Here is a 12,587-nt window from a genome sequence, read left to right as displayed (position 1 = left end):
CGCTACACTTGGCCACGGACCCCGCGCGGCGTCCACCCTGTGAACCTCCCCAGGGCCGGAAGGCAGCAAGGATAAGCAGGCTCTGACGGGTGCGCGGGGTCCCCTTTGTCTCTGCTTCGGGCTTCGCCCTTCGCTCGACTTCGTCGTTTCGCCCGGGGGCCGAGCCCCCGGACCCCCACGGTGCCTCTCTTGCGGCCTGGGTGGCTGCCGCGGCTTGCCCCTAGAACACGCCCAGGATGTCTTCCGGGGGCTTCGGGGCCGCAGGTGCGTCCTCGTCGGTGATCGGCTTGGCCTTTCCCGCCAGTTTCGCCAGCTCCGGGCCCTCCACGCACCTTGCCGGGAAGGCCGCGGACGCCGTCCGGGACGCCAGTTCCGCCGTGGGCAGAGCCGTCGCCGATGCTGCGAACACCAGGTTCCCGAAACGCCGTCCGCGCAGTACGCCCGGGTCGGCCAGCAGTGCTATCTGCGGGAACACCTCCCGCAGCGTGGCCAGGAAGCGGCGGGCGAACGGGAGGCCCGCGCCGTCGGTGATGTTGGCCAGGTACGTGCCACCCGGTCGGAGGATGGCCGCGATCGTGCGCAGGCTCTCCAGCGTGGCCAGGCCGCCCGCCAGGGCCGCCTGCTCGAACGCGTCCACCACCACCAGGTCCGCGGTGTCCTCGCGGCGCGTCGCCAGGCCCTCGCGGCCGTCCGTCACGCGCGCCCGCAGGCCCGGGACGCGCAGGCCCAGCTGGGTGCGGACCAGCTCCACCAGCTCACCGTCCGCGTCGAACACCAGCTGGCGCGATCCCGGCCGGGTAAAAGCCACGTATCTCGGCAGGGTGCACGCCGCCCCGCCGATGTGGAGGGCGTCCAGCGGACCCGGCGGCAGCAGGTCCACCACGTCGCCGAACCGGCGGACGTAGTCGAACTCCAGGTGCGCCGGGTCGTCGAGGTCGACGTACGACTGCGCGACCCCGCCCACCGACACCAGCCACGCGTTCGCGCGGTCGGCGTCGCGGAGCAGCTCCGCCGTCCCGAAACGCACCGGGTAACGGCCCGGGACCGGGGCGGGCTTGCGCGTTCGGCTCACGGAACCCGACCTTAGCGGCGGTCGGAAACATTCTTGCCGGACCGGCGATAAGGGAACGGAACGATCAACGATCCGAGGGGGATCACCTTGCGTGTGAACGCAGTTCTCGTTGCCGCGGCCCTGGCCGTCGGCGTACTCGCGACGCCCGCTTCGGCGGACGTCCTGCCCGACCGGGCCCAGGCCGTCTCACTGCTGGAGACCGGCGGCCCCGGCCTCGCGCGGGCCGCCGAAACGGCGTTGCTCGGCTCACCCGCCGACCTGACCGCCTTTCTGACCACCGGCCAGTACCGGGCCAAGGACGACGACGACTGGGTCCTGGCCACCCAGGCCCTGTCGAGCGGCGGCCCCGCGACCAAGAGCGCCGCCCAGCAGGCGCTCGACGGCACCATCGCCGACGTCCGCGAGTTCCTGGCCACCGGCCTGCCCCGGGCGCGGGAAGCCGACGACCGGATCGCCGTCGGCCAGGCCATGAGCACCGGCGGCCCGACCGTGAAGGCCCGCGCCCAGCGGGCGCTCGACGGCACGCCCGCCGACGTGCGCGCCTTCCTGGACCACGGCCTGCAGCAGGCCAGGGACATCGACGACCGGATCGCGGTCAACCAGGCCATGGCGGCCGGCGGCCCCGAGGTGCAGGCCGCCGCGCAGACGGCCCTCGACGGCGACCCGGCCGACGTCCGGTACTTCCTGGCCGTCTGGAAGCAGGTCGCCGCGGCCGGCGACACCGAGCTCACCGCGGTTCAGGCCCAGGTCGACGCCGCGAAGGCGGCCGCGGCCCGGCACGACGCCACCGGCGTCCGGGTCGCGGCGGACCAGGCCGCGAAGCTCGCGTCGGACGCGCGGAAGGCGAACACCGACCGGCTCGCCGCCCAGCAGGCCAAGAACCAGCAGGACGGGCAGGCCGCGGCCGACGCCGAGGCCACCGCGCAGCAGCAGGCCAAGGAAGCCGCGGCCCGGGCCGTGCAGGCCAAGACCGACAACGACAAGCTGCTGGCCGACGCGGCCGACCCGGCGCTGACGGTGCCCAACGGCCGTCGCGCGTCGGTCTACCTGCTGCGCAACGGCGGTGCCGCGGTCAAGACCGCCGCTCGCGCCGCGCTCAGCGGTTCGGATGACGACGTCGTCACCTTCGTGCACAGCGGGCTCGCCGCCGCGCAGGAGACCGACGACCGCGCCGCCGTGGCGGCGATCGCCGCCGACCCGAAGGCCCGCCCGGGCCTGCGGCAGGCGGCCGCTGACGCGCTCGCGGGCCCGTACGACGGCGTCGCCGCGCTGCTGCGCACCGGGGACTACCCGGGCCGCGACACCGACGACCGCGTCGAGGTCGACCAGATCCTGGCGGCCGGCGGCCCGTCGACGAAGGCGGCGGCCCAGCGGGCGCTCGACGGCACCATTGCCGACGTCCGCGCGTTCCTGGCGCACGGCCAGTACTCCGCGCGCCTGATCGACGTGCGGGTGAAGGTGACCCAGACGCTGTCGAACGGTCCCGAGGTCGACGCCGTCGCGCAGGGTGTGCTCGACGGCCCGGACTCGGGCCTGCAGGCCTACCTCGACGGCGAACTGGGCAAGGCGCGGGCGCGTGACGCCTTCACGGCCCAGCACGTCGCCGAGGTGAACGCCCTGGTCGCCGAGGCGGACGCCCTGCGCTGACCCGCACGGCGAAGGTTGTCGGACGGTCCCGGTACTCTCGCGGCGTGGCTCTCGCGCTGTACCGCAAGTACCGTCCGGCAACCTTCGCCGAGGTCGTCGGGCAGGAGCATGTGACGGAACCCCTCCGCACGGCGTTGTCCGCCGGGCGGATCAACCACGCCTACCTCTTCTCCGGCCCGCGCGGCTGCGGGAAGACGTCGAGCGCGCGCATCATGGCGCGCTCGCTGAACTGTGTGAAGGGGCCGACACCGGACCCGTGCGGCGAATGCAACTCGTGCAAGGCGCTCGCGCCGGAGGGCTCGGGCAGCGTCGACGTCACGGAGCTCGACGCGGCGAGCCACGGTGGTGTCGACGACGCCCGTGAGCTGCGCGACAAGGCGTTCTACGCGCCCGCGGAGTCGCGCTACCGCGTGTTCATCATCGACGAGGCGCACATGGTCACCACGCAGGGCTTCAACGCTCTGCTGAAGATCGTGGAAGAGCCGCCGGAACACGTCATCTTCATCTTCGCGACCACCGAGCCGGACAAGGTGCTCACCACCATCCGCTCGCGGACGCACCACTACCCGTTCCGGCTGATCCCGCCGGGCGCGATGCGCACGCTGCTGGAAAGCAACGTCGCCGCCGAGGGCGTCGAGGTCGAGCCGGCGGTGTACCCGCTGGTCATCCGGGCCGGCGGCGGTTCGGCGCGTGACACGCAGTCGGTGCTCGACCAGCTGCTCGCCGGCGCGGGGCCCGACGGCGTCAGCTACAGCCGGGCGGTGGCGCTGCTGGGCGTCACCGACGTCGCGCTGATCGACGACATGGTCGACGCGCTCTCGACCGACGACGCCGGCACGGTGTTCGGCACGGTGGAGAAGGTCACGGAGGCCGGGCACGACCCGCGCCGGTTCGCGACCGACCTGCTCGACCGGCTGCGTGACCTGGTACTGCTGCGCGCGGTGCCGGAGTCCGCCGGTGGGCTCGTTTCCGCGCCCGAAGAGGAACTGTCGCGGATGGTCGGCCAGGCCGAACGCCTCGGCCTCGGCACGCTCTCGCGCTACGCCGACATCGTCCACAATGGACTCCTGGAGATGCGCGGCGCGACGTCGCCCCGGCTCGTGCTCGAGCTGCTGTGCGCGCGGATGCTGCTGCCGTCGGTCACCGAGGCGGAAAAGGCGCTGCTGGCCCGGATCGAGCGGCTGGAACGCCGTGCGACGGTGGCCGGTGGCGGCGGCGCGCCCGCCGAAGGCGGTGTCGAGCCGCCGGTGCGCGCGGCGCCGGAGAAGGAGTTCTCGCGGCCTTCGCAGCGTCCGGCGTCGGCGGGACCGGCGCCCGTGGCGGTGCCGGAGCCGCCCGCGGCCGAACCGAACCCGCCGGCCCGTCCCGCTCCCGCGCCCGCGGCTGCGGCTGCCGCCGAACCGGCGCCCGCGGACGGCGGCTGGAGCACACCTCGCACGCCGGGCGGCGGGACACCCGCGCAGCCGGCCGCCGCGGCCGCCGCCGACAACAGCGGCTGGGGTGCCACGCGAGCCCCGGGTGGGAACGCCCCCGCCCCGGTCGCCGACCCCGAGCCGGCGGCCGCCGCCGCGCCCGAGTCGTCCGGCGCGCTGGACGCCGCCGGGATCCGGAACATCTGGCCGCAGCTGATGACGTCGCTGCGCAAGTTCACCGGCGGCCGCAGCCTCGAGGCGATGCTCACGCAGGCGACGGTGGCGACCGTCGAGGGCAACTCGCTGACGCTGACGCACAAGTCCGAGCCGCTGGCCCGCCGGCTGTCCGACCAGGACAACGCCCGCAAGATCGCCGGCGCCCTGACCGACGTCCTCGGTGGCGAGTGGCAGGTCCGCTGCGTCCACGGCAACGCCCCGGCGGCGGCCCCCGCGGCCCGCGCGCAGCAGGCGGCACCCGCGCCGAAGCAGTCGTTCACCCGCCAGTCGGCGGCCGCCCCCGCCGCTCCGGCGCAACCCACCCGGCCCGCCCCCGCGGCACCGGCCCAGCCGGCGCGCCCGAGGGTCACGACGACCGAGCCGGACATCCCGCTGCCCCCGGAACCCTCCGGCGAGGACGACGAGGACCTCTACAACGAGGACGCCAGCCCGGCCCCGCCGCCACCCCCGCCGCCGCCGGACCAGGACCCGGACGAGCTGGCCCGCAAGCTGATCTCGGACCACCTCGGCGCCCGCCCCCTGGACTGACGGCTTTTCACCCCGGGCGGTCAGGAGGCCCAGGGGCCGATGCCGGTGACGGTCCGCCTTGATGCGGACGATCACCGCGGTCGGCGAGTTCTGGTTGCCCAGCAGGTACTGCGGCAGACCACGGGAATCGTGGCCGTCGTGGTCCTCGATCAGGCCGTCACAGGATGTTGCGCGCCTTGGGACGGCGGCTTTCGGGAAGTTCCATGACCCCGACGTCAGGGAGCATGGGCGACTTCCCTGGCGGACCTCGGGCCGACGCTGGTGGGGGCTCAGGAAGCCAGGTAGGCCTCGATCGCCGCGGCGATCGACGACGCGAACTGCAGGCGTCCCTCCGCGCTGCTCATCCGGGCCGCTTCGGCCGCGTTGCGCATGTTCCCGCACTCGACGAGCGCGATCGGCCGCGTCGAGAGGTTCAGGCCACCGAGGTCCGCACGTGCCGAAAGGCCGTTGCCGCCGATGTAGTTCGACGTGCTGAAGCCGCTCGTGCGCAGGGTGTCGCGCAACGTCTGCGCCAGCCGTGTCGACGGCGCGCCCTGCGCGGCGTTCAGCGGGGGCGACGAGTAGGCGACGTGGAAGCCGGCCGCGCCGGGCGAGTTCGAGCCGTCGGCGTGGATCGAGACGACGGCGTCGGCGTTCGCGTCGTTGCCGATCGCGGCCCGCTTGTCGACGCACGGGCCGACGCCGGTGTCGTTCTGTCGCGTGTAGACGACGCGGATCCCCTTGGCCGCCAGCGCGTTCCCGACCCGCTGGGCGACGTCCCACGTGAACGCGTGCTCGGGGTAACCGGCGTTCGTCGACGTCCCGGTGGTGTTGCACGGCTTGGTCTGCCCGCGCCCCGCGGGCACGAGCCGGTTGATCTCCGCGGCGTGCGAGCCGTTGCCGCCGTTGTGCCCCGGGTCCAGCACGACGACCTTCCCGGCCGCGACCGGCGGAGCGGCCGCCGAAGACGGCGGTGCCGGAGGCGCGACCGACGACGGCGAAGGCGTGACGGTCGCCGGTGTCGGCGTGACCGTCCGGGTCACGACGGGAGCGGGCGCGGGAGCTGCCGGGGCGTCTTCTTCACAGCCGGTGAGCAGCAGGGCACCGGCCAGCAGGAGGGGAGCAATCGCGCGTCGCACGGCGACCACGGTGCCACACCCCGGGCCCGCCCGTGGCGCGACTACCCTGGTGGTGACACAGGCGTGCAGAGAGGACCGAGTGCGATCATGGTGCAACCCGGCGGCGGTTTCGACATCTCCCAGCTGATGCAGCAGGCCCAGCAGATGCAGCAGAAGCTCGTCGAGGCCCAGGAGGAGCTCGCCAACACCGAGGTCAGCGGCAGTGCCGGCGGCGGGCTGGTCACCGCGACCGTGTCCGGCGACAGCCAGCTGAAGAGCCTCCAGATCGACCCGAAGGTCGTCGACCCGGACGACGTCGAGACGCTGTCCGACCTGGTCGTCGCGGCGGTGCGCGACGCGTCGGCGAACGCCCAGAAGCTCACCGAGCAGAAGCTCGGCCCGCTGGCCAGCGGCCTCGGCGGCGGTGGCGGCATGCCGGACCTCGGCGCCCTCGGCTTCGGCGGCTGACGAACTTGTACGAAGGTGTCGTCCAGGACCTGATCGACGAGCTCGGGCGGCTGCCCGGGGTCGGGCCGAAGAGCGCCCAGCGGATCGCGTTCCACCTGCTGGCCACCGACCCGGCCGACATCGGGCGGCTGCAGGACGTGCTCGGCAAGGTCAAGGAGGGCGTGCAGTTCTGCGAGGTCTGCGGCAACGTCTCCGAACAGCAGAAGTGCCGCATCTGCCGCGACGAGCGCCGCGACCTCACGGTCATCTGCGTCGTCGAGGAGCCGAAGGACGTCCTGGCGGTCGAGCGCACGCGCGAGTTCAAGGGCCGCTACCACGTGCTGGGCGGCGCGCTCGACCCGTTGTCCGGCATCGGGCCGGAGCAGCTGCGGATGCGCGAGCTGCTCAAGCGCATCGGCGAGGCGGACATCACCGAGATCATCATCGCGACGGACCCCAACACCGAGGGCGAGGCGACGGCGACGTACCTCGTGCGCATGCTGCGCGACTTCCCGGGGTTGTCCGTGACGAGGCTGGCGTCGGGCCTCCCGATGGGCGGTGACCTGGAGTTCGCGGACGAACTGACCCTGGGCCGCGCGCTCTCGGGCCGCCGTGTCCTCTAACGTGTCCTCGCAAGATCTGGGGGGAGCGATTCTGGTGGACACTGTCGTGGTTCCTGAAACGCCGGTCGAGCGCCGGCTGCCTGCGCCCGTTTGGTGGGTGGCGCTGTCCGGAACGCTGCTGCTGGTCGTCTTCGCGGGCTACACGGTGTGGGCCGGGGTCTGGACGGCAACGGGTGTCTACCTCGAGGACTTCCGGTCCTACGTCGCGACGGGCGCCGCGGCGCGCGCCGGGATGCCCCTGTACGAACCGGGCGTCTCGCACCTGCCGACGATCGGCGGCACGTTCAAGTACACCCCGTTCGCGGCTGGCGTGTTCGTCCCGTTGACAGTGCTGCCGAAGCTGTTGCTGCCGTTGTTCGCCGTGCTGGTGAACCTGTTCTCGTTGCTGGCCGTCGTCTGGGTCTCACTCGGGCAGCTCGGGTACGCGCGAGACCCCGGCAGGGTGGCTGCGACAGCGGCACTGGCGGCGCTCGCTCTGCCGATGCAGCCGGTGCTGATGAACTTCACGGCGGGCCAGGTGAACCTGGTACTGCTCCTGTTGGTGGTGCTGGACCTGACCGGCCGGAACCGCTGGTGGACCGGCGCCGGCGTCGGACTGGCGGCCGGGATCAAGCTCACACCGGCGATCTTCGTGCTGTACCTGCTGCTGACCCGCCGTTTCCGAGCGGCGGCGATGGCGGTGGCGACGTTCGCAGCGACAGTTCTGGCGGGTTTCGTGGCCCTTCCGCACGACTCGGCGATGTTCTGGTCGGCGAACTTGGCGGATCCCTCGCGCATCACGGGTGACAGTGACGCGATGTCTCCGGAGAACCAGTCGATCCGCGGTGCTCTCGCCCGCCTGCTGTCCATTCCGGACGTCACCGGCAAGGTCTGGATGCCGGTGGCGGCGGTGATCGCACTGGCGGCCTTCTGGGTCGCCGTGCGGGCGCACCGCCGGAACCGCGAACTGCTGGCACTGAGCGTGGTGGGCGCGCTGATGGTCCTGGTGACCCCCTGGACGTGGACGCACTACTGGGTGTGGTTCATCCCGTTCTTCGTGATGGCGGCCTGCTGGGTACTTCGCTCCCGCACCTGGCAGTCGGCGGCGCTGGTGGTCCTGGCCTACCTGCTCTTGTTCCCCTGGAAGGTCGGCACGGGCCGCTCGGACGTCCCGCTGGTGGGGCTGGTGCTACTCCCGGAAAACCATTCGCCCGTGGCGCTGGCCCTGGCTCACGCGCTCTACGTGGCTTTGGCGCTGGCGCTGCTGCTTCTGGCGGCATTGCGTCCGGCCTGGCTCGACGAGGGTAAAGATCCATTGACCAAAGGCGATGATCTCCTTTAAAGTCCGTCCGGGCGCCAGGGGAGGGTCGCCCGGATGACGGCGGTACCGCTTTTCGGCGAGCACCGACCCCTGGCGAGTGACGCGCGCTGACAGGGGGATGGGTCGCGATGAAGCCGAGATCGTCGTCGAGATGGGGAATCGGGCTCTTGAGGAACGCGGCGATCGTCGTGTTCCTCTTTTCGTTGCTGGCGGGGCTCCTCGCACCACCGGCGCTCGCGGACGTCCCCGCCGGCTCCGACGACCCCACGCCCGCCCTGACCGACCGTGCCCGGACCGTCGAGGCGTGGCGCACCGGCGGCCCCGGCGTCAAGGAAGCGGCCGTGGCCGCGCTGAGCGGGACCGACGAAGCCGTCCGGCAGTTCTTGACCACCGGTCTCGCGAGCACCACCGCGCAGGACGACCGGGTGCAGGTGGCGCAGCTGCTGGCCACCGCGGGACCGGCGCTGAAGACGGCCGCGCAGGCCGCGCTGTCCGGCACTCCCGAGGAGATCAAGGCCTTCCTCACCACCGGTATCCGCGCTCCTTGGGAACAGGACACGCGGGTCCGGGTCGCGCAGATGATGGCCGTCGGCGGCCCCGGCGTGAAGGAAGCGGCCCAGGCGGCGTTGAACGGCACCGTCGCGGACCTCTCGCGCTTCGTGCTGACGGGCCACGACGCGGCGCTGGCGCACGACGAGCGGGTGCTGGCCGCGCAGATCCTCGCGGTCGGCGGGGCGGAAGTGAAGCGCGCCGCGCAGATCGCGTTGTCCGGCACGCGGGAAGAGCTGCAGGAGTTCCTCGAGACCGGTCAGTACGCGGCTCGGGAGCGGGACGGCGAGGTCGCGACCGTGGCCGGCCTCGCGGCGGCGGCCAAGGAAGAAAGCGATCGCGCGGCGACCGAGACGACGCTTGCGAAGCAGGCGTCGGAGCGAGCAGTGCAAGCCGCCGACCTGGCTCGCCAGGCCGCCGAAACGGCGGCGGCGGAAACGGCCGCGGCGAGGGACGACTCGGTCAAGGCGGCGAACGCGGCAGGCCAGGCGGCCGACGCCGCGACGCGGGCCGCCGCGGCGGCGCGGGAGGCCATCGGCGCGGCCAACGCGGCGACGCAGGCGGCCAAGGTCGCGGCCACCGCGGCGCAGCGCGCGGCCGTGGCGGCGGTACTCGCCGGCCGGGCCGCTGGTGCGGCGCAGCGCGCGGCGGCCGACGCCTGGACCGACGCAGGCAAGGCCGATGACGCACGCAAGGCCGCCATCGGAGCTCGTCAGGCGGCGGCCAGTGCCCGGCTCGCGGCGGACGCCGCCGTGGCGGTCGGCGATGCGGCCCGTGCCGCGGGCGCCGCGGTGCAAGCGGCGTCTTCGGCCGCCGCGAACGCCCAGAAGGCGGGCGACGCGGCCGGCGCGGCCGCCAACCAGTCCGCCGCGGCCGGTGCGCAGGCCGAGCGGGCCAAGAAGGCCGCGGCCGACGCCAAGCGAGCGGCGGGGCGGGCCACCCGTGCCGCGAACGCGGCCGGTGCGCTGGCCGCCGAAGCCGCGTCGGCCGCGCAGGAAGCGCGGACGGCTGCCCTCAGCGCGGCCACGCACGCCGAAGCGGCCGCGGCAGCCGCGGACGAGGCGGCCGCGCACGCTGGGGAAGCCGACAGGGCGGCGACGGAATCGGAAGCGCACGCCCGCGCCGCCAAGGAAGCCGCCGATGCGGCGACAGCGGCGGCCGCGCAGGCGAGCCGGACCCAGGAGGTGGCCCGGCAGGCGGAGGCCGAGCGCCTGGCGACGGAAACGGAGGAAGCGGTCGAGCTCGCCCAGGCCCTGCGCACCGAATCCGAGACCATTCCGGCCGAAACCCTCTGGGACACCCCGGAATCAGACCGGATGAACGCCGAAGCGAAGCGCTTGCTGGCCGAAGCTTCGGCGCCCGGCGCACCTCGGGCGACCGTGGTCACCGACGGTCGCAAGATCGCCGTCGAGCAGCTGGCGGCGGCCGGGCCGATCAGCCGGTCCCGCGCCGAAGCGGTGCTCGGCGGCTCCGACGACGACGTCGTCGAGTACGTCACCGGTGGCCTGACCACCGCCGCTTTCCAGGACGACCGCGCGCGGGTCGGCCACCTCGCCCAGAGCGAGAACACCGCGCTGGCCCAGGCCGCGCTCACCGCGTTGAGCGGAACCGACGTCCAGGTCAACGAGTTCCTGAAGACCCAGCCGTACCCAGGCAAGGACCACGACGAGCGGACGGCGATCGCGCAGCTGCTCGCCGCGGGCGGCCCGGCCACCAAGGAGGCCGCGCAGGCGGCGCTCGACGGCTCGGCCGCCGACCGGCGGGCGTTCCTGCGCACCGGCCAGTTCTCCGCCGCGAAGAAGGACGACCGCATCGCCGTCGCGCAGGCGCTGGCGACCGGCGGGGCCGAGGTCAAGGCGGCGGCGCAGATCACCCTCGCCGGCCCGGACGACGAGCTGCGCGAATTCCTGCAGGTCGGCAAGGCCCAGGCGCAGCGCCGGGACCAGGACACCGCCGCGCACGTCGCGGTCGTCCAGCGCTACGTCTCCGAAGCGGCGGCGTCCGCGGCGTCGGCCCAGGAGTCCGCTTCGTGGGCGGCCGCGGCCGCGGCCACCGCGCGCCACGCGGCCGACGAGGCCGCGGGCTATGCGGCGCAGGCACGCCAGTCGGCCACCGAGGCCGGCAACTACGCGAACCAGGCCAAGGCGTCCGCCGCCTCGGCGCAGGCATCGGCGGAGCAGGCGGCACTGTCCGCGAAGCAGGCGCGTCAGGCAGCGGCGACGGCCCAGCAGGCCGCGGCCCGGGCGGCGGACTCGGCGGCGAAGGCGGCGCACTCGGCGGCGATCGCCCGCTCGATGGCCCAGTGGGCCGCGAGTGCGGCCGAAGACGCTCGGAAGGCAGCCGCTGACGCGGGCAAGAGCGCATCGGAGGCCTCGGACGCCGCGGCCGAAGCGGCCGAGGTCTTCCTGCGGACGCACAACAACGAGCAGCTGAACGGACCACCGCAGCGCTTCCGGGCCGCCGAGTTCGAGAATGGCGTCACGGTGCTGTTCACCGACGGCACCTGCCTGGTCAACGGGCTGGTGCTGCCGTTCGCGGACTACGGGTTGTCGGCGTGCGAGGCGATCGGGCGCAACTTCGACTCGTGGATCACCGAGCACGCGGAAGAGTACGAGAGCGCGAGACCCCTCGGCGCCGAGTTCTCGGACCTGCTGCTGCGGGAGTACTGCGAGAAGGGCGGCTCGTGCAGCGCTGCGCTGCGGAGCCAGCTGAAGGCCCTCGGCGGCCACCTGATGATCACGCAGGAAGCGGGCATCGGGAAGCCGTTCAGCAGGCTGCTGCAGCGGATGCTGAAGCTTCGCGCGGCCGGAGTGACCGTCGACAAGCTGGGTTTGTACCGCGGGCGGTCGTTGGGTGTGTTGTCGGGCTGGACGAGCAAGGCGTTCCAGGTCGGCGGTCAAGAGGCGAGGCTGAACCAGGATTACCTCAAGCACATCCTCGAACGACACCACCCGAAGTACTGGGACGGCAGCTTCAAGACGGATCAGAGCTTCTTCGACGCGCGGATGACCATCCCGGACATCGAGGACGCGATCCGCCAGGTACTCACCCAGAACCAAGCGAAGATCATCGCGAACGGCGGTACCAACGCCAGTACCAAAATCGAAGGCTTCGTCAACGGCGTGATGTACAGAGGTACGGTCGACGGTGGCAAGGTCGTGCAGTTCTACCCGAAGTAAGAGGTGTGATGGGCGCGGTGGAGCGGGTACGGACCGTACTCGACGTCGGACAGCGGGACTTCTGCTTCGTCGACGTTCTCGACTGCACCGAGTTGCCGCCGAAGCGGAGGGTCGACGATCCGGGTGGCGCGATCTTGTTGACCGTCAACGGGGTCGCCCTGCTCGACGAAGACCTGTACTCGACCATCGAGCTGTTGTGGATCTTCGTCGCTCAGCTCATCGGCGACTACCGCCGGGACGGGCGAGCCGTGACGTCGTTCCCGGATCAGTCGATCGACATTTCGCTCGAGCCGGTCCCGCGGAAACTGCTTCGGATCACGGTGGCCGGGAAGGAATTCCGCCGCACCTCGGTCGCCGGTGAAGAGGAGTTGCTTTCAGCCATCGTCACCGGAGGGCTCGAATTCTTCGAGAAGATGACCGAAGTGTCCGGACGAAATTTTTCGACAGCGATAAGGCGGCTCACCGGTACCTGACCGGTGAGCCGCCCGTAAGAATG

General features: G+C 72.6%; 9 protein-coding genes and 1 other RNA gene. 8 read left to right on the top strand and 2 right to left on the bottom strand.

All coding sequences use genetic code 11. The annotated features are described in order from the left end of the window. Window positions 1–13: 13 nt before the first annotated feature. An RNA gene (gene ffs / locus ACGFMK_RS10860) (signal recognition particle sRNA small type) lies at window positions 14–108 on the top strand. A gap of 112 nt (window positions 109–220) precedes the next feature. Here ffs and ACGFMK_RS10855 read toward each other — a convergent pair. Next, entirely contained in the window at window positions 221–1,072 is an 852-nt protein-coding gene (locus tag ACGFMK_RS10855; protein WP_392760448.1) for a spermidine synthase, read from the bottom strand. A gap of 93 nt (window positions 1,073–1,165) precedes the next feature. Here ACGFMK_RS10855 and ACGFMK_RS10850 point away from each other — a divergent pair, with 93 nt between their 5' ends. Next, window positions 1,166–2,719, top strand: a complete 1,554-nt coding sequence (locus ACGFMK_RS10850) for an ALF repeat-containing protein (RefSeq protein WP_392760446.1) — start codon at window positions 1,166–1,168, stop codon at window positions 2,717–2,719. Window positions 2,720–2,763: 44 nt separating this feature from the next. Further along, window positions 2,764–4,896 (top strand): DNA polymerase III subunit gamma and tau, encoded by a 2,133-nt coding sequence (locus ACGFMK_RS10845; protein ID WP_392760444.1) that lies wholly within the window; start codon window positions 2,764–2,766, stop codon window positions 4,894–4,896. Window positions 4,897–5,165: 269 nt separating this feature from the next. Here ACGFMK_RS10845 and ACGFMK_RS10840 read toward each other — a convergent pair whose 3' ends face one another. Further along, window positions 5,166–6,023: an N-acetylmuramoyl-L-alanine amidase gene (locus tag ACGFMK_RS10840; RefSeq protein WP_392760442.1), complete on the bottom strand. Its 858-nt coding sequence runs from the start codon at window positions 6,021–6,023 to the stop codon at window positions 5,166–5,168. Between the two features lie 78 nt (window positions 6,024–6,101). On the opposite strand from ACGFMK_RS10840, the gene ACGFMK_RS10835 reads away from it, so the two are divergent. The 5 genes from ACGFMK_RS10835 (at window position 6,102) to ACGFMK_RS10815 (ending at window position 12,564) form a co-directional block, all read left to right on the top strand. Then, a complete protein-coding gene (locus tag ACGFMK_RS10835) occupies window positions 6,102–6,461 on the top strand; it encodes a YbaB/EbfC family nucleoid-associated protein (RefSeq protein WP_392760440.1) in 360 nt (119 codons plus the stop codon). A gap of 5 nt (window positions 6,462–6,466) precedes the next feature. Further along, window positions 6,467–7,063: a recombination mediator RecR gene (gene recR, locus ACGFMK_RS10830; RefSeq protein WP_392760438.1), complete on the top strand. Its 597-nt coding sequence runs from the start codon at window positions 6,467–6,469 to the stop codon at window positions 7,061–7,063. Next, window positions 7,053–8,384 (top strand): glycosyltransferase 87 family protein, encoded by a 1,332-nt coding sequence (locus ACGFMK_RS10825; protein WP_392760436.1) that lies wholly within the window; start codon window positions 7,053–7,055, stop codon window positions 8,382–8,384. The genes recR and ACGFMK_RS10825 overlap by 11 nt, the downstream gene beginning before the upstream one ends. A 146-nt stretch (window positions 8,385–8,530) precedes the next feature. After that, window positions 8,531–12,091, top strand: coding sequence for an ALF repeat-containing protein (locus ACGFMK_RS10820; protein ID WP_392760434.1), 3,561 nt, complete (start codon window positions 8,531–8,533; stop codon window positions 12,089–12,091). An 8-nt stretch (window positions 12,092–12,099) separates the two neighbouring features. Further along, entirely contained in the window at window positions 12,100–12,564 is a 465-nt protein-coding gene (locus ACGFMK_RS10815) for a hypothetical protein (protein WP_392760433.1), read from the top strand. Window positions 12,565–12,587 lie beyond the last annotated feature (23 nt).

Source organism: Amycolatopsis sp. NPDC049252, assembly GCF_043197175.1.
Classification (GTDB): domain Bacteria; phylum Actinomycetota; class Actinomycetes; order Mycobacteriales; family Pseudonocardiaceae; genus Amycolatopsis.
The sequence above is the reverse complement of the archived record's forward strand: the minus strand, read 5'-3'. Positions and strand labels throughout refer to the sequence as shown.

Excerpts from the sequence above, each read along its gene's own strand:
- ACGFMK_RS10835 (WP_392760440.1), top strand. The coding sequence starts at position 6,102 with ATGGTGCAACCCGGCGGCGGTTTCGACATCTCCCAGCTGATGCAGCAG.
- ACGFMK_RS10815 (WP_392760433.1), top strand. The coding sequence starts at position 12,100 with ATGGGCGCGGTGGAGCGGGTACGGACCGTACTCGACGTCGGACAGCGG.